The sequence below is a fragment of the Streptomyces sp. FIT100 genome (assembly GCF_024584805.1).
Lineage (GTDB): Bacteria > Actinomycetota > Actinomycetes > Streptomycetales > Streptomycetaceae > Streptomyces.
Genome location: NZ_CP075715.1, coordinates 1,184,174 through 1,200,249, shown reverse-complemented (window position 1 = coordinate 1,200,249; position 16,076 = coordinate 1,184,174). Strand labels below are relative to the sequence as shown.

At 71.0% G+C, this 16,076-nt stretch carries 14 protein-coding genes; 11 read left to right on the top strand and 3 right to left on the bottom strand.

What is annotated here, in order from left to right; all coding sequences use genetic code 11:
- Positions 1 to 88: 88 nt before the first annotated feature.
- The 5 genes from argC to KK483_RS05155 all read left to right on the top strand — a co-directional run bounded on the left by argC (position 89) and on the right by KK483_RS05155 (position 5,074).
- Positions 89 to 1,117, top strand: a complete 1,029-nt coding sequence (argC, locus tag KK483_RS05175) for an N-acetyl-gamma-glutamyl-phosphate reductase (protein ID WP_262004026.1) — start codon at positions 89 to 91, stop codon at positions 1,115 to 1,117.
- An 88-nt stretch (positions 1,118 to 1,205) separates the two neighbouring features.
- On the top strand, positions 1,206 to 2,372 hold the full coding sequence (gene argJ / locus KK483_RS05170) for a bifunctional glutamate N-acetyltransferase/amino-acid acetyltransferase ArgJ (RefSeq protein WP_262004025.1): 1,167 nt from the start codon (positions 1,206 to 1,208) through the stop codon (positions 2,370 to 2,372).
- A gap of 20 nt (positions 2,373 to 2,392) precedes the next feature.
- A complete protein-coding gene (argB, locus tag KK483_RS05165; protein ID WP_262004024.1) occupies positions 2,393 to 3,301 on the top strand; it encodes an acetylglutamate kinase in 909 nt (302 codons plus the stop codon).
- Entirely contained in the window at positions 3,298 to 4,503 is a 1,206-nt protein-coding gene (locus tag KK483_RS05160) for an acetylornithine transaminase (protein ID WP_262004023.1), read from the top strand. The genes argB and KK483_RS05160 overlap by 4 nt, the downstream gene beginning before the upstream one ends.
- A gap of 7 nt (positions 4,504 to 4,510) precedes the next feature.
- Positions 4,511 to 5,074 (top strand): arginine repressor, encoded by a 564-nt coding sequence (locus KK483_RS05155; protein ID WP_262004022.1) that lies wholly within the window; start codon positions 4,511 to 4,513, stop codon positions 5,072 to 5,074.
- A 102-nt stretch (positions 5,075 to 5,176) separates the two neighbouring features.
- Here KK483_RS05155 and KK483_RS05150 read toward each other — a convergent pair whose 3' ends face one another.
- On the bottom strand, positions 5,177 to 5,767 hold the full coding sequence (locus KK483_RS05150; RefSeq protein WP_262004021.1) for a pyridoxamine 5'-phosphate oxidase family protein: 591 nt from the start codon (positions 5,765 to 5,767) through the stop codon (positions 5,177 to 5,179).
- 115 nt (positions 5,768 to 5,882) lie between these two features.
- Here KK483_RS05150 and KK483_RS05145 point away from each other — a divergent pair, with 115 nt between their 5' ends.
- The 3 genes from KK483_RS05145 (at position 5,883) to KK483_RS05135 (ending at position 10,917) form a co-directional block, all read left to right on the top strand.
- Positions 5,883 to 7,076 carry an argininosuccinate synthase gene (locus KK483_RS05145; RefSeq protein ID WP_262004020.1) on the top strand — a complete coding sequence of 398 codons (1,194 nt, stop codon included), beginning with the start codon at positions 5,883 to 5,885 and terminating at the stop codon, positions 7,074 to 7,076.
- An 84-nt stretch (positions 7,077 to 7,160) separates the two neighbouring features.
- Positions 7,161 to 8,588 (top strand): argininosuccinate lyase, encoded by a 1,428-nt coding sequence (argH, locus tag KK483_RS05140; protein ID WP_262004019.1) that lies wholly within the window; start codon positions 7,161 to 7,163, stop codon positions 8,586 to 8,588.
- 109 nt (positions 8,589 to 8,697) lie between these two features.
- Positions 8,698 to 10,917 (top strand): NADP-dependent isocitrate dehydrogenase, encoded by a 2,220-nt coding sequence (locus tag KK483_RS05135; RefSeq protein ID WP_262004018.1) that lies wholly within the window; start codon positions 8,698 to 8,700, stop codon positions 10,915 to 10,917.
- Positions 10,918 to 10,992: 75 nt separating this feature from the next.
- Here KK483_RS05135 and KK483_RS05130 read toward each other — a convergent pair whose 3' ends face one another.
- Positions 10,993 to 11,499, bottom strand: coding sequence for an HAD domain-containing protein (locus tag KK483_RS05130; RefSeq protein ID WP_262004017.1), 507 nt, complete (start codon positions 11,497 to 11,499; stop codon positions 10,993 to 10,995).
- Between the two features lie 84 nt (positions 11,500 to 11,583).
- On the opposite strand from KK483_RS05130, the gene KK483_RS05125 reads away from it, so the two are divergent.
- Both KK483_RS05125 and KK483_RS05120 read left to right on the top strand, forming a co-directional pair.
- Positions 11,584 to 12,135, top strand: a complete 552-nt coding sequence (locus KK483_RS05125; RefSeq protein ID WP_262004016.1) for a TetR/AcrR family transcriptional regulator — start codon at positions 11,584 to 11,586, stop codon at positions 12,133 to 12,135.
- A complete protein-coding gene (locus tag KK483_RS05120) occupies positions 12,132 to 13,679 on the top strand; it encodes an MFS transporter (protein WP_262004015.1) in 1,548 nt (515 codons plus the stop codon). The genes KK483_RS05125 and KK483_RS05120 overlap by 4 nt, the downstream gene beginning before the upstream one ends.
- Positions 13,680 to 13,850: 171 nt before the next feature.
- Here the strand turns inward: KK483_RS05120 and KK483_RS05115 are convergent, their stop codons facing one another.
- Positions 13,851 to 14,540 carry a lysophospholipid acyltransferase family protein gene (locus KK483_RS05115; RefSeq protein ID WP_399013358.1) on the bottom strand — a complete coding sequence of 230 codons (690 nt, stop codon included), beginning with the start codon at positions 14,538 to 14,540 and terminating at the stop codon, positions 13,851 to 13,853.
- 223 nt (positions 14,541 to 14,763) lie between these two features.
- Here KK483_RS05115 and KK483_RS05110 point away from each other — a divergent pair, with 223 nt between their 5' ends.
- Positions 14,764 to 15,948, top strand: a complete 1,185-nt coding sequence (locus KK483_RS05110) for a glycerophosphodiester phosphodiesterase (protein ID WP_262004013.1) — start codon at positions 14,764 to 14,766, stop codon at positions 15,946 to 15,948.
- Positions 15,949 to 16,076: the final 128 nt, after the last annotated feature.

The window sequence follows — 16,076 nt, the reverse complement described above, 5'->3', positions numbered from 1 at the left end:
CGCGCTCCGTCTCACCAGGGCTCGGCAAGGGTTCGTTGCAAAAACATGCAGTGCTGCGTATAGTCATGCTTCCAAGGAGGAGGGTCCGATGGTGGTACGTGCGGCAGTGGCAGGTGCGAGCGGATACGCGGGCGGAGAGCTGCTCCGGCTGCTCATCGCGCACCCGGACGTCGAGATCGGCGTCCTGACCGGCCACTCCAACGCCGGGCAGCGGCTCGGGGCGCTCCAGCCCCATCTGCTGCCGCTCGCTGACCGCGTCCTCGCACCCACCACGGCCGAGGCGCTCGCCGGTCACGACGTCGTCTTCCTCGCGCTGCCGCACGGCCAGTCCGCCGCGGTCGCCGAACAGCTCGGCGGGGAGGTCCTGGTCGTCGACATGGGCGCCGACTTCCGGCTGAAGGATGCCGCCGACTGGGAGCGGTTCTACGGTTCCGCTCACGCCGGGACCTGGCCGTACGGGCTCCCCGAACTGCCGGGTGCCCGCGCCGCGCTGGAGGGGTCCAAGCGCATCGCGGTGCCCGGCTGCTACCCGACCGCCGTCTCGCTCGCGCTCTTCCCGGCCTACGCGGGCGGCCTCGCCGAGCCCGAGGCCGTGATCACCGCCGCCAGCGGCACCTCCGGTGCCGGCAAGGCACTCAAGCCCCATCTGCTCGGCTCCGAGGTCATGGGCTCCATGACCCCGTACGGCGTCGGCGGCGGCCACCGGCACACCCCCGAGATGATCCAGAACCTCAGCGCGGTGGCGGGGGAGCGCGTCACCGTCTCCTTCACGCCCACCCTCGCACCCATGCCCCGGGGCATCCTCGCCACCTGCAGCGCCAAGGCGAGGCCGGACACGACGGCCGGAGCCGTACGGGCCGCGTACGAGAAGGCGTACGCGGACGAGCCGTTCGTCCATCTGCTGCCCGAGGGGCAATGGCCCGCCACGGCGTCCGTCTACGGTTCCAACGCCGTTCAGATCCAAGTCGCCTACGACGGGGACGCCGGCCGCATCATCGCGATCAGCGCCATCGACAACCTCACCAAAGGCACGGCGGGCGGCGCGGTCCAGAGCATGAACATCGCCCTGGGTCTCGACCAGACCACGGGCCTTTCCACGACCGGAGTGGCACCGTGAGCGACGCGCGCGCAGCCGCCGGGCTGCAGACAACGACGAGTGCCGCACCGCTGCGCTGCGCGGGCGGAGAAGCGAACGGAGCAAGCAAGTGAGCGTCACCGCTGCACAGGGATTCACGGCCGCGGGCATCGCCGCCGGAATCAAGGCGAACGGCAACCCGGACCTCGCGCTCGTCGTCAACAACGGGCCGCGCCGCGCCGCCGCCGGTGTCTTCACCTCCAACCGTGTCAAGGCCGCCCCCGTCCTCTGGTCCGAGCAGGTCCTCAAGGGCGGCGAGGTCTCCGCCGTCGTCCTCAACTCCGGCGGCGCCAACGCCTGCACCGGACCCAAGGGCTTCCAGGACACCCACGCGACCGCCGAGAAGGCCGCCGACGTCTTGAACGAGCAGGGCCTCGACATCGGCGCGGGCGAGGTCGCCGTCGCCTCCACCGGGCTCATCGGCGTGCTGCTCCCCATGGACAAGCTCCTCCCCGGCATCGGGAAGGCCGCCGCCGAACTCAGCGCCCACGGCGGTGAGAAGGCCGCCATCGCCATCAAGACGACCGACACCGTCCACAAGACCGCCGTCGCCACCGGCGACGGCTGGACCGTCGGCGGCATGGCCAAGGGCGCGGGGATGCTCGCCCCCGGCCTGGCCACCATGCTCGTCGTCCTCACCACCGACGCCGACCTCGGCAGCGCGACCCTCGACAAGGCGCTGCGGGACGCCACCCGCCTCACCTTCGACCGGGTCGACTCCGACGGCTGCATGTCCACCAACGACACCGTGCTGCTGCTCGCCTCCGGCGCCTCCGGCGCCACCCCGGAGTACGGCGAGTTCGCCGACGCCGTACGCACCGTCTGCGACGACCTCGCCCGCCAGCTGATCGGCGACGCCGAGGGCGCCGCCAAGGACATCCGTATCGAGGTGGTCAACGCCGCGAGCGAGGACGACGCCGTGGAGGTGGGCCGCTCCATCGCCCGCAACAACCTCCTCAAGTGCGCCATCCACGGCGAGGACCCCAACTGGGGCCGGGTGCTGTCCGCGATCGGCACGACGAAGGCCGCCTTCGAGCCCGACAGGCTGAACGTCGCCATCAACGGCGTCTGGGTCTGCCAGGGCGGCTCGGTGGGCGAGGACCGCGACCTCGTCGACATGCGCTACCGGGAGGTGCGGATCACCGCCGACCTCGCCGCGGGCAGCGAGTCGGCCGTCATCTGGGCCAACGACCTGACCGCCGACTACGTCCACGAGAACAGCGCCTACTCGTCCTGAGGACGGAGACCACGGAGCCGATGAGCACACGCAAGCACACTGCACTCCCCAAGGCGCAGACCTTGATCGAGGCACTGCCGTGGCTCACCCGCCACCACGGCAAGAAGGTGGTCATCAAGTTCGGCGGAAACGCCATGGTCGACGACGAGCTGAAGGCGGCCTTCGCCCAGGACGTCGTCTTTCTGCGGCACGCCGGCATCAAGCCCGTCGTCGTGCACGGCGGCGGCCCGCAGATCAGCGCCCAGCTCGACAGGCACGGGCTGGTCAGCGAGTTCAAGGCCGGGCTGCGCGTGACGACGCCGGAGGCGATGGACGTCGTACGCATGGTGCTCGCGGGACAGGTCCAGCGTGAGCTGGTCGGGCTGCTCAACCAGCACGGTCCCCTCGCCATCGGCCTCACCGGCGAGGACGCCCACACCATCACCGCCACCAAGCACCTGCCGGAGATCGACGGCGAGCTCGTCGACATCGGCCGGGTCGGTGAGATCACCGCCATCGACACCGGCGCCATCGAGGCGCTGCTGGGGGACGGCCGTATCCCGGTCGTCTCGTCGATCGCCCGTTCCCAGGACGACGGACATGTCTACAACGTCAATGCTGATACGGCGGCTGCGGCACTCGCTGCGGCACTTGGCGCCGAAACCCTCATGGTCCTCACCGACGTCGAGGGACTCTACGAGGACTGGCCCAACAGCGACGAGGTGATCAGCCGCCTCACCGCGAGCGAGCTGGAGAAGCTGCTTCCCGAGCTCTCCAGCGGCATGGTCCCCAAGATGCAGGGCTGCCTGCACGCCGTACGCAACGGAGTCAACACCGCGCGCGTCATCGACGGCCGGGTGCAGCACTCCATCCTGCTGGAGATCTTCACCGACGAGGGCATCGGCACGATGGTCGTGCCCGACGGAGCCGAAGGGGGCACCACCGCATGAGCAACCAGGGGCTGTCGCAGCGCTGGCAGGGCTCGATGATGGACAACTACGGCACGCCGCAGCTGTCCCTCGTCCGCGGCGAGGGCGCGAGGGTCTGGGACGCCGACGGCACCGAGTACCTCGACTTCGTCGGCGGTATCGCCGTCAACGCGCTCGGCCACGCCCACCCGGCGATCGTCGAGGCCGTCTCCCGCCAGATCGCCTCGCTCGGCCACGTGTCCAACCTGTACGTCGCCGAGCCGCCCGTCGCCCTCGCCGAGCGGCTGCTCCAGCTCTCCGGCCGTCCGGGGCGGGTGCTGTTCTGCAACTCCGGTGCCGAGGCCAACGAGGCCGCCTTCAAGCTGGGCCGGCTGACCGGACGTACGCACATGGTCGCCACCGACGGCGGCTTCCACGGGCGGACCATGGGCGCCCTCGCGCTCACCGGCCAGCCGGCGAAGCAGGAGCCGTTCCGCCCGCTGCCCGGCGACGTCACCCATGTCCCCTACGGCGACGCCGAGGCGCTGCGGACCGCCGTCACGACCGGCACCGCCCTCGTGATCATCGAGCCGGTCCAGGGCGAGAACGGGGTCGTCGTGCCGCCCGCCGGCTATCTCAAGGCCGCCCGCGAGATCACCCGCGCCACCGGAACGCTGCTCGTCCTCGACGAGGTCCAGACCGGCATCGGGCGCACCGGGCACTGGTTCGAGCACCAGGCGCAGGGCATCGAGCCGGACATCGTGACCCTCGCCAAGGGCCTGGGCGGCGGCCTGCCGCTCGGCGCCGCCATCGCCTTCGGCGAGGCGGCCGACCTCTTCCGGCCGGGACACCACGGCACGACCTTCGGGGGCAACCCGGTCGCCTGTGCCGCGGGCCTCGCCGTGCTCAGGACGCTCGACGGAAGGCTCGACGAGGTGAAGCGGACCGGGGAGCGCCTCCGGGACGGGATCGAGTCCCTGGACCATCCTCTGGTCTCGCACGTCCGCGGAGCCGGCCTGCTGCTGGGTATCGTGCTCACGGAGCCCCTCGCCCCCCGGGTGCAGCAGGCGGCTCAGGATGCCGGCCTCCTGGTGAACGCACCCGCCCCCGAAGTCGTGAGGATCATGCCGCCGCTGATCATCGGCGACGCGGAGGTGGACGCGTTCCTCCGGGCGCTCCCCGGCATCCTCGACGCGGCACTGCCCGGGGCAGCACCGCACGGGGACGGACGATCCGGAGAATGAGACGACGATGACCGAGGCGACGCACACCGAGAACTGGGGGTCCCCCCAGACGGAGTCCGGGGGAGGGCCCGCCGTGCCGCAGACCCGCACGGCCCGCCACCGCCGGATCGTGGACATCCTCAACCGGCAGCCGGTGCGCTCGCAGAGCCAGCTGGCCAAGCTCCTCGCCGACGACGGGCTGAGCGTCACCCAGGCGACGCTCTCCCGCGACCTCGACGAGCTCGGTGCGGTGAAGATCCGCAACACCGGTGGCGAGCTGATCTACGCGGTGCCGAGCGAGGGCGGGTTCCGCACCCCGCAGGCGCCGCTCGGCGAGTCCGCCAAGGAGGAGCGGATGCGCCGCCTCTCCGGCGAACTGCTGATCTCCGCGGAGGCGTCGGCCAACCTCGTGGTGCTGCGTACGCCGCCGGGCGCGGCCCAGTTCCTCGCCTCGGCCATCGACCAGGCCGAACTCCAGGCGATCCTCGGCACGATCGCGGGTGACGACACGTTGCTGCTGATCTCCCGCGACCCGGCGGGCGGGCAGGCGCTGGCGGACCATCTGCTGCGGCTGGCCCAGAACGACCGCTGACGCGCCCTCGGCGCACCGCCGGTCCCGGCCCGGGGCCGCCCGGTAGGAGCTCATCGCAGCGCTGCCCCTGCCGCTCCCCGGCGCCGGGCGGCACCGGCCCGGTCAGACGGGCCGGTCCGTACGCGCCGGCAGCGGCAGCGGCAGCGCCGGCAGCCCGTCCAGGCTCGAACCCACGTGTGGCTTCCTCTCGCAGTACGCCGCGAACTCCTCGTCCGTCTTCCTGCCGAAGTGCTCCGCGTGCTGGGTCCGCTCCTCGCGATAGTCCATGAACGGCACGGCGAACCCGCAGGCGTCACTGATCCGCCCGGCCCGTACGACGATGACGGCCCGCGCCGCCGCCCCGTCGGCCCCCGCGAAGTACCGGACGTACTCCTCCCACCGCGGATCGTCCCGGAACACCGCCTCCCCCTGCCCGTGGACCCGCAGCACCTTCGGCGGCCCGCCGAACGCACACCACATCAACGTGATCCGCCCGTTCTCCCGCACATGCGCGATGGTCTCCGCACCGCTCCCGCCGAAGTCCAGATACGCGAGTGTCAGCTCGTCGACGACGACGAGCGTTCCCTTGCGGCCCTTGGGAGAGAGGTTGACGTGGCCGTCAGCCGCGAGCGGGGCGGTGGCGGTGAAGAAGACGGGCTGCTCCTCGATGAACGCGCGGATGCGGCCCTCTATGCGTGCGTACGTCTGTCCCATGGGCGGATTATGGCCCGACGGCGGCGCGCCCCACTGTTCCATGCGCCGCGTTGACAAAACATACGGAGGACTGCATAGTTATACCCATCACCGCATGCACCGTAAGGAGAATCCCGTGACCGAGCGCGTCGTACTCGCCTACTCGGGCGGTCTGGACACCTCCGTCGCCATCGGCTGGATCGCCGAGGAGACGGGCGCCGAGGTCATCGCCGTTGCCGTGGACGTCGGCCAGGGCGGCGAGGACCTGGACGTCATCCGCAAGCGCGCGCTCGCGTGCGGTGCCGTCGAGGCGGAGGTCGCCGACGCCAAGGACGAGTTCGCCGAGGAGTACTGCCTCCCGGCGATCAAGGCCAACGCCCTCTACATGGACCGCTACCCGCTGGTCTCCGCCCTCTCCCGGCCGACGATCGTCAAACACCTCGTCGCCGCGGCCCGCAAGCACGGCGCCGGCATCGTCGCCCACGGCTGCACCGGCAAGGGCAACGACCAGGTGCGCTTCGAGGCCGGTATCCAGGCGCTCGGCCCCGACCTGAGGTGCATCGCCCCGGTCCGCGACTACGCGATGACCCGCGACAAGGCGATCGCCTTCTGCGAGGAGAAGCAGCTCCCGATCGCCACCACCAAGAAGTCGCCGTACTCCATCGACCAGAACGTCTTCGGGCGGGCCGTCGAGACCGGCTTCCTGGAGGACATCTGGAACGCGCCGATCGAGGACATCTACGAGTACACCTCCAACCCGGCCACGCCCCGCGAGGCCGACGAGGTGGTCATCTCCTTCAAGGAGGGCGTCCCGGTCGCCATCGACGGCAAGCCCGTCACCGTCCTCCAGGCCGTCCAGCAGCTCAACGAGCGCGCCGGCGCCCAGGGCATCGGCCGGATCGACATGGTCGAGGACCGGCTGGTCGGCATCAAGTCCCGCGAGGTGTACGAGGCCCCGGGCGCGATCGCGCTGATCACCGCCCACCAGGAGCTGGAGAACGTCACGGTCGAGCGCGAGCTGGCCCGCTACAAGCGCCAGGTCGAGCAGCGCTGGGGCGAGCTCGTCTACGACGGCCTGTGGTTCTCGCCGCTCAAGCGCGCCCTGGACGGCTTCATCAACGAGGCCAACCAGCACGTCACCGGTGACATCCGGATGACCCTGCACGGCGGTCGCGCCGTCGTCACCGGCCGGAAGTCGGATCAGTCGCTCTACGACTTCAACCTCGCCACGTACGACTCGGGCGACACCTTCGACCAGTCGAAGGCGCAGGGCTTCATCGACATCTTCGGCCTGTCGTCGAAGATCGCGGCGAAGCGTGATCTGGCCTGATTCCATACGCGTACGACAGCCGCCTCCCCGTTCCTCCGCGCCGGGGAGGCGGCGGCACATCCACCCCTTTGAGGAGCTTCAGCTGTGAGCAGCAACAACGGTGACGTCCGGCTCTGGGGCGGCCGGTTCGCCGACGGCCCCGCCGAGGCGCTGGCGAAGCTGTCCGCGTCGGTCCACTTCGACTGGCGGCTCGCGCCGTACGACATCGCCGGCTCCCGCGCGCACGCGCGCGTGCTCCACCAGGCGGGCCTGCTGACCGCCGACGAGCTGGAGCGGATGATCGCCGGCCTCGACCGGCTCGAAGCGGACGTCGCCGACGGGAGCTTCGTGGGCACCATCGCCGACGAGGACGTCCACACTGCCCTGGAGCGCGGCCTCCTGGAGCGCCTCGGCCCCGACCTCGGCGGCAAGCTCCGCGCCGGCCGGTCCCGCAACGACCAGGTCGCCACGCTCTTCCGGATGTACCTGCGCGACCACGCACGGATCATCGGCGGCCTCGTCGCCGACCTCCAGGACGCCCTCGTCGGCCTCGCCGAGGCCCACCCGGACGTCGCCATGCCGGGCCGTACGCACCTCCAGCACGCCCAGCCCGTCCTCTTCGCCCACCACGTCCTGGCGCACGTCCAGTCGCTGTCCCGGGACGCCGAACGGCTGCGGCAGTGGGATGAGCGCACGGCCGTGTCCCCGTACGGCTCGGGCGCGCTCGCCGGATCCTCGCTCGGCCTCGACCCGGAGGCGGTGGCGAAGGATCTCGGCTTCGAGCGCGGCAGCGCCGGCAACTCCATCGACGGCACGGCCTCGCGCGACTTCGTCGCCGAGTTCGCCTTCATCACCGCGATGATCGGCGTGAACCTCTCCAGGATCGCCGAGGAGATCATCATCTGGAACACGAAGGAGTTCTCCTTCGTCACCCTCCACGACGCCTTCTCCACCGGCTCGTCGATCATGCCGCAGAAGAAGAACCCGGACATCGCCGAGCTCGCGCGCGGCAAGTCCGGCCGCCTCATCGGCAACCTCACGGGCCTGCTCGCCACGCTGAAGGCCCTCCCGCTCGCGTACAACCGCGATCTCCAGGAGGACAAGGAGCCGGTCTTCGACTCCTGCGACCAGCTGGAGGTCCTGCTCCCCGCCTTCACCGGCATGACGGCCACGCTCACCGTCAACCGCGAGCGGATGGAGGAGCTGGCCCCCGCCGGCTTCTCGCTCGCCACCGACATCGCCGAGTGGCTGGTGAAGCAGGGCGTCCCGTTCCGCGTCGCGCACGAGGTCGCGGGGGAGTGCGTCAAGGAGTGCGAGGCGCACGGCATCGAGCTGGACCAGCTCACCGACGAGCAGTTCGCCAAGATCTCGCCGCACCTCACGCCCGAGGTGCGCACCGTCCTCGACGTGCCGGGCGCGCTGGCCTCCCGCAGCGGACGCGGGGGCACCGCCCCGGCGGCCGTCGCCGTCCAGCTCGCCGAGGTCAAGGCCGATCTGGCGGTCCAGCACGCGTGGGCCGCGGCGAAGCGGTAGTGCCCCGGCGGCGGCCCTGTCCCGTCGGGGGCAGGGTCCCGTCGAGAGGGACCCGCGCACGGGATATCTTGATGTCGAGCAATGTTGCAGACGTGGAGCGGAGCACCCGGTGACTGACTCGACCATCATCTATACGCACACTGACGAGGCTCCGGCCCTGGCGACGTATTCGTTCCTGCCTGTCGTCCAGGCGTACGCCTCGACCGCCGGGGTCACGGTGGAGACCCGCGACATCTCCCTGGCGGGGCGGATCATCTCCCAGTTCCCCGAGCGTCTGGAGGAGGGCCGGCGGATCGGCGACGCCCTCGCCGAGCTCGGCGAGCTGGCGAAGACCCCCGGCGCGAACATCATCAAGCTGCCGAACATCTCGGCCTCGATCCCGCAGCTGAAGGCCGCGATCGCCGAGCTGCAGCAGCAGGGCTACGCGCTGCCGGACTACCCGGACGACCCGAAGACCGACGAGGAGCGCGACATCCGCGCCCGCTACGACAAGGTCAAGGGCAGCGCCGTCAACCCGGTCCTGCGCGAGGGCAACTCCGACCGCCGCGCCCCCGCGTCGGTCAAGAACTACGCCAAGACGCACCCGCACCGCATGGGCGCCTGGACCGCCGACTCGAAGACGAACGTCGCCACCATGGGTGTCGACGACTTCCGCTCCACCGAGAAGTCCGCGGTGATCTCCGAGGCGGGTTCGCTCCGGATCGAGCTGGCCGGCGACGACGGCTCCACCACCGTCCTGCGCGAGTCCGTACCGGTGCTCGCCGGTGAGGTCGTCGACGCGTCCGCCATGCGCGTCGCCGCCCTGCGGGAGTTCCTCACCGCGCAGATCGCCCGCGCCAAGGCCGAGGGCGTGCTCTTCTCCGTGCACCTCAAGGCCACGATGATGAAGGTCTCCGACCCGATCGTCTTCGGCCACGTGGTGCGCGCCTTCTTCCCGAAGACGTTCGCGAAGTACGGCGAGGCGCTCGCCGGGGCCGGCATGACCCCGAACGACGGCCTCGGCGGCATCTTCAAGGGCCTGGAGGCGCTGCCCGAGGGCGCCGAGATCAAGGCGTCCTTCGACGCCGAGCTGGCCGAGGGCCCCGAGCTCGCGATGGTCGACTCGGACCGCGGCATCACCAACCTGCACGTCCCGAGCGACGTCATCGTCGACGCCTCCATGCCGGCGATGATCCGCACCTCGGGCCACATGTGGGGCCCGGACGGCCAGGAGGCCGACACCCTCGCGGTGCTCCCGGACTCCTCGTACGCCGGTGTCTACCAGGTCGTCATCGACGACTGCCGCGCCAACGGCGCCTTCGACCCGTCGACGATGGGCTCGGTGCCCAACGTCGGCCTGATGGCGCAGAAGGCCGAGGAGTACGGCAGCCACGACAAGACCTTCGAGATCCCCGCGACCGGCACGGTGCGCGTGGTCGACGAGTCCGGCAACGTCGTCCTGGAGCAGGTCGTCGGTGCCGGCGACATCTTCCGCATGTGCCAGACCAAGGACGCGCCCGTCAAGGACTGGGTCAAGCTCGCCGTCACCCGCGCCCGCGCGACCGGCGACCCGGCCGTGTTCTGGCTCGACGAGGACCGCGCCCACGACGCGCAGCTCATCGAGAAGGTCAACGCGTACCTGCCGGAGCACGACACCGAGGGCCTGGACATCCGCGTCCTGTCCCCGGTCGAGGCGACCAAGTTCTCCGTGGAGCGCATCCGCCGCGGCGAGAACACCATCTCGGTCACCGGCAACGTGCTGCGCGACTACCTGACCGACCTCTTCCCGATCCTGGAGCTGGGCACCAGCGCCAAGATGCTGTCGGTCGTCCCGCTGATGGCGGGCGGCGGTCTCTTCGAGACGGGCGCCGGCGGCTCCGCGCCCAAGCACGTCCAGCAGCTCGTCAAGGAGAACTACCTGCGCTGGGACAGTCTGGGCGAGTTCTTCGCGCTCGCGGCCAGCTTCGAGCACCTCGCGCAGAGCACGGGCAACGCCCGCGCCCAGGTCCTCGCCGACACCCTGGACCGGGCGACGGCGACCTTCCTGAACGAGGACAAGTCGCCCACCCGCCGCGTGGGTGGCATCGACAACCGCGGCAGCCACTTCTACCTGGCCCTCTACTGGGCCCAGGAGCTGGCCAGGCAGACCGACGACGCCGAGCTCGCGGGCGCCTTCGCGCCGCTGGCCAAGACGCTCACCGAGCAGGAGCGGTCGATCGTCGACGAACTGCTCGCGGTGCAGGGCTCGCCGGCCGACATCGGCGGCTACTACCAGCCGGACGTGGAGAAGGCGGCGGCGGTCATGCGCCCGTCGAACACCTTCAACCAGGCCCTCGCGACCCTGGCCTGACGCACGGCGCACGCCGAGGACCGCCCCGGCCGGACACCAGTCCGGCCGGGGCGGTCCCGTTTCCACCGCCTCCGGCTACAGCGCCGCCGCCCAGTCCGCGAGCGCGTCGAAGTCCGGCCGTGTCAGCCCGATCCGGTGGTCGACGCGCAGCAGCAGCGCATCGGCGAAGTGGTGCCGGCCCACCCAATCGCGGTCCAGTTCCGTGATCTCGTCGTCGATCCAGGCGAACGGCCGCCCGGCCGCGTAGTCCAGCACGTACTGCGTCTTCCAGAACGTCCCGCGCGGCGAGGCGCCGTGCATCACGGGCCAGTCGATGAACGGCAGCTCGGGCAGCCCCAGATGCGGGCCGACCAACTCGTTGGCCTCGCCCTTCCAGGTCGTCGCCCACACCAGCTCGTACCACCCGGCCAGCGCCAGCAGCTCCGTGCCGTGCCCGTGGTTCAGCCACACCCGCAGCGGCTTGTCGTGCGGCCAGCCGCACGGGCGCATGCGGTGGGTCGTGTAGCCGTCCGGGCGGCGCTCAGGCTTGCCGCCGTACGGATTGAGCGGGCCGTCGATGTCGATCAGCAGCAGCGGCTTCATGCGCACAGCATCCCCTCCGCCTCTCTCTGAGGCACTTGAATATCGAATGAGACATGCACGTCTCATTCGGTGTACGCTTGTCTCATGGCCATGGATCGTGAACAGGTGCTCCGCACCGCCGCCGCCCTCCTCGCACGCAAGTCGACCGCCACCATGGACGAGGTCGCCCGCGCCGCCGGGATCGGGCGGGCCACGTTGCACCGGCACTTCGCCGGGCGGGAGGCGCTCGTCGAGGCGCTGGAAGCCCTCGGCATCAAGGAGTTCGAGGCCGCCCTCGACCGGGCCCGGCTCGACGAGGGCGGCGCGAGCGACGGGCTGCGGCGGCTGATCGCCGAGATGGAGCCCGCCGCGGAGCTGCTCGCCTTCCTCGTCACCGAGAACCAGCTGTTCGAGGGCGACCAGGTCAACGAGGGCTGGTCCCGGCTGGACGCCCGCGTGTCCGCGCTCTTCCGGCGTGGCCAGGAGCAGGGCGAATTCCGGATCGACCTCTCGCCCGCATGGCTCACCGAGGCCCTCTACGGCCTCATCGGCACCTGCGCCTGGGCCGTCATGGACGGCCGGGTCGCCAAGAACGACTTCCAGTACATGATCGCCGAGCTGCTGCTCGGCGGAGCCCGACGGAGTGTGGAGAAATGAGCAGCAGTACCGTCCAGCGCACGAGCGGGACGGACGAGACCGTGTACCGCCCCGGGCGCTGGCTGGCACTGGCCGTGCTCGTGCTCGCCGTCCTGCTCGTGGCCGTCGACGCCACCGTACTCGGCCTCGCGACGCCCTTCCTCAGCGAGGACCTCAAGCCCACCGGCACCCAGCTGCTGTGGATCGGCGACGTCTACTCCTTCGTCATCGCCGGCCTGCTCGTCTCCATGGGCAGCCTCGGCGACCGCATCGGCCGCAAGAAGCTGCTGCTGAGCGGCGCTGTGGCCTTCGGTGCGGTGTCCGTGCTCAACGCGTACGCCACCACGCCTGAGATGATGATCGCCGCCCGCGCCCTGCTCGGTGTCGCCGGCGCCACCCTGATGCCGTCCACCCTGGCGCTGATCCGGAACATCTTCCACGACCCCAGGGAGCGCAGCCTCGCCATCGGCATCTGGGGCGCCATGGCCTCGGCCGGTGCCGCAGTCGGTCCGGTCGTCGGCGGATTCCTGCTGGAGCACTTCTGGTGGGGCTCGGTCTTCCTGATCAACCTGCCCGTGATGGCCGTCCTGGTGCTCGTCGGCATCAAGCTGCTGCCCGAGTCCAAGAACCCCGTCGCCGGCCCCTGGGACCTGATCAGCGTCGGACTCTCGCTCATCGGCATGATCAGTGTCGTGTACGCCGTCAAGGAGGCGGCGACGCACGGCGCGAGCTGGGAGGCGGGCGCCGCCGCGGTCATCGGTGCCGCCGCGCTCTACCTCTTCGGCCGCAGGCAGCTCACCCTGCCGTCACCGCTGCTCGACATGCGGCTGTTCCGCCACCGGGGCTTCTCCGGCGCGGTCCTCGCCGATCTGCTGACCGTCCTCGGCCTGTCCGGGCTGGTCTTCTTCCTCTCCCAGTTCCTGCAACTGGTCCAGGGCAGGTCGCCGTTCGAGGCCGGGCTCGCGGAACTCCCCGCCGCGATCGGCGCCGTGGCCACGGGCCTCCTCGCGGGCCGCGCCGCGCGGCGGTTCTCGGTACGGGTGGTCGTCACCGGAGGTCTTGCCGCCGTGGCGGCTGCGCTCGGGATCCTGACACTGGTCAGCCAGTCCACCGGCTATCCGCTGCTCGGCGCCTCGCTGCTCGTCGTCGGCATCGGCGCGGGATTCTCGTTCACCGTCACGGCCGACGTCATCCTCTCCAGCGTGCCGAAGGAGCAGGCGGGCGCGGCGTCCGCGGTGTCCGAGACGGCGTACGAGCTCGGTGCGGCCCTCGGTATCGCGCTGCTCGGCTCCATCGTGACCGGCGTCTACCGCGACTTCGCCACCCCGGCGGGGGTGCCGTCGGGCACCGCTGCCGCGGCGCACGAGTCGCTCGGCGGCGCCGTCGAGGCCGCGGCCGGGCTTCCCGGGCAGGAGGCCGCGGCGCTCGTCGGTGCGGCCCAGGAGGCGTTCGTCGACGGGCTGCGGCTCGCGGTGGGCGTGGGAGCGGCCGTCCTGTTCGCCACCGCGGCCGCCGCGTGGTTCCTGCTGCGCGGCCAGAAGCTGGCCGACGGCATCGAGCACTGACCCGTCACACGGACGTGGCCCCCGGCGCGCGGAGCGCCGGGGGCCACGTCCGTGGTTACGCCGCCTTCGCCTTCGTGGCGGCGGCTTCGTCTGCCGTCCTCGCGGGCTCGGCGCCTGGGCGCCTCGCGGGCTTCGGGCGGCTGCGTCGGCCTCCGGCCGCCGGCCCCGTGGTTACGCCGCCTTCGCCTTCGTGGCGTACATGTCCACGTACTCCTGGCCGGACAGTCGCATCACCTCGGTCATCACCGAGTCCGTCACCGCCCGCAGCACGTACCGGTCGCGGTCCATCCCGTCGTAGCGGGAGAACTCCATGGGCTCGCCGAAGCGGACCGTCACCCGGCCGGGACGGGGGAGGCCCGCGCCGCCCGGCTGGAGCTTGTCCGTGCCGATCATCGCGAACGGGACCACGGGCGCGCCGGTCATCAGGGTCAGCCGGGCGATGCCCGTACGACCCCGGTAGAGGCGGCCGTCGGGGGAACGGGTGCCCTCCGGGTAGATACCGAAGACCTTGCCGTCCTCCAGCACCCGACGGCCGGTCATCAGCGCGGCGACGCCGCCGTTCGCCCCGTCCCGGTCGACCGGGATCATGCCGACGCCGGTGAAGAACCAGGCCATCAGCCGGCCCTTCAGACCCTTGCCCGTGACGTACTCGTCCTTGCCGATGAAGAAGACCTGCCGGTCGCAGACGAGCGGCAGGATCATCGAGTCGATGAACGTGAGGTGGTTGCCGGCGAGGATGACGGGGCCGTTGCCAGGGATGTGCTGTACGCCTTCCACCCGGGGGCGGAACATCAGGCGCAGGATCGGTCCGAGCACTGCCTTGATGAGCGACAAGCGGGACAACGGGTCCTCCGAAGTCATGGGCGGTCGGGTACGGCCGGCGAAGTCTCTGCAGGTGAGGACGATACTCGCGGGTCCGGGCCGAGCGCACATTGGGTTCATCGAGCAGATACACAGTGTTGACCTGAGTTCTGGGTGTGTTTGCCCTGGGTCTCCGGGACGTAACGCGCGTTCACCTAGCGTGGAGCGCCGTGCCGGGACCCGCCGGCAGTGCGGGACATCACATCCCTTTGGAGGAGCGTTCATGACACAGGGTGCGGACAGGACTCCCGGGCGGCGAGCCGTCCTCGGCGCGGCGGTACTCGGTTCGGCGGCGCTCGGCATCGGCGGCGCCACGGCGGCGCACGCCGAGGAACGCCACGGCGGCCCCAGCGGTCACACCGGCGGCGGTCACGGCCACGGCTCCGGCCTCCACGGGCTCCCCACGCCCACGGTCATCGCCCACCGCGGCGCCAGCGGTTACCGCCCCGAGCACACCCTGGGCTCGTACCAGCTGGCCCTGGACATGGGCGCGCACATCGTCGAACAGGACCTCGTGCCCACCAAGGACGGACATCTGGTCTGCCGTCACGAGAACGACATCACGGGTACGACGGACGTCTCGACCCGCCCCGAGTTCGCCTCCCGCAGGACCACCAAGTCCGTCGACGGCACGAGCCTGACGGGCTGGTTCACCGAGGACTTCACCCTCGCCGAGCTCAAGACCCTGCGCGCCACGGAGCGCGTCCCCGCCACCCGCCAGGAGAACACCCTCTACGACGGCCGCTGGACCGTTCCCACCTTCGAGGAGGTGCTGCGCTGGGCCGAGCAGGAGGGCCGCAGGCGCGGGCGCCCGGTGTGGCTGCACGTGGAGACCAAGCACCCCACCTACTTCCGCGGCATCGGCCTCGGCCTGGAGGAGCCGCTCGCCAAGCTGCTGCGCCGCTATGGCCGCCACCGCGCCAACTCGCCGGTCTTCCTCCAGTCGTTCGAGCCGAGCAGCATCGAGCGGCTCGCGAAGCTCGTCTCCTCCCCGCGCGTCGTGCTGCTCTCCGGAGCCGCCACCCGCCCCTGGGACTTCGTCCAGGCGGGCGACCCGCGCACGGTCGCGGACCTCGTCACACCCGAGGGCCTCGCGTGGATCGCCTCGTACGCCCAGGGCATCGGACCCACCCTCGACCTGGTCGTTCCGAGGGACGCGAGCGGCAGGCTCGGCACGCCCACCACCCTGGTCAGGGACGCGCACGCGAAGGGGCTGCTCCTGCACCCGTACACGATGCGCAACGAGAACGCCTTCCTGCCCGCGGACTTCCGGCGCGGCACCGACCCGAACGCGTACGGGGACGCCTTCGGGGCCTTCAAGGTCTACTTCGAGCAGGGCATCGACGGCATCTTCACCGACAACCCGGACACCGGGCTGCTGGCACGGGAGGACTTCCTCGCCCGCTGACGCACCGCGCTGACGCACCGCGCTGACGCACCGCGCTGACGCACCCGCGCCTGCCCCACCTTGCGTGGGTGCGTCAGCGGCCTCACGGCCGTCATGCGGTCGGGTGAGCGGCGGGACCCGGCGAAACC

Excerpts from the sequence above, each read along its gene's own strand:
- KK483_RS05115 (WP_399013358.1), bottom strand. The coding sequence starts at position 14,540 with ATGACTTCGGAGGACCCGTTGTCCCGCTTGTCGCTCATCAAGGCAGTG.
- KK483_RS05160 (WP_262004023.1), top strand. The coding sequence starts at position 3,298 with ATGAGCAACCAGGGGCTGTCGCAGCGCTGGCAGGGCTCGATGATGGAC.
- KK483_RS05150 (WP_262004021.1), bottom strand. The coding sequence starts at position 5,767 with ATGGGACAGACGTACGCACGCATAGAGGGCCGCATCCGCGCGTTCATC.
- KK483_RS05155 (WP_262004022.1), top strand. The coding sequence starts at position 4,511 with ATGACCGAGGCGACGCACACCGAGAACTGGGGGTCCCCCCAGACGGAG.
- KK483_RS05120 (WP_262004015.1), top strand. The coding sequence starts at position 12,132 with ATGAGCAGCAGTACCGTCCAGCGCACGAGCGGGACGGACGAGACCGTG.
- argC (WP_262004026.1), top strand. The coding sequence starts at position 89 with ATGGTGGTACGTGCGGCAGTGGCAGGTGCGAGCGGATACGCGGGCGGA.
- KK483_RS05110 (WP_262004013.1), top strand. The coding sequence starts at position 14,764 with ATGACACAGGGTGCGGACAGGACTCCCGGGCGGCGAGCCGTCCTCGGC.
- KK483_RS05125 (WP_262004016.1), top strand. The coding sequence starts at position 11,584 with ATGGCCATGGATCGTGAACAGGTGCTCCGCACCGCCGCCGCCCTCCTC.
- argB (WP_262004024.1), top strand. The coding sequence starts at position 2,393 with ATGAGCACACGCAAGCACACTGCACTCCCCAAGGCGCAGACCTTGATC.
- KK483_RS05130 (WP_262004017.1), bottom strand. The coding sequence starts at position 11,499 with ATGAAGCCGCTGCTGCTGATCGACATCGACGGCCCGCTCAATCCGTAC.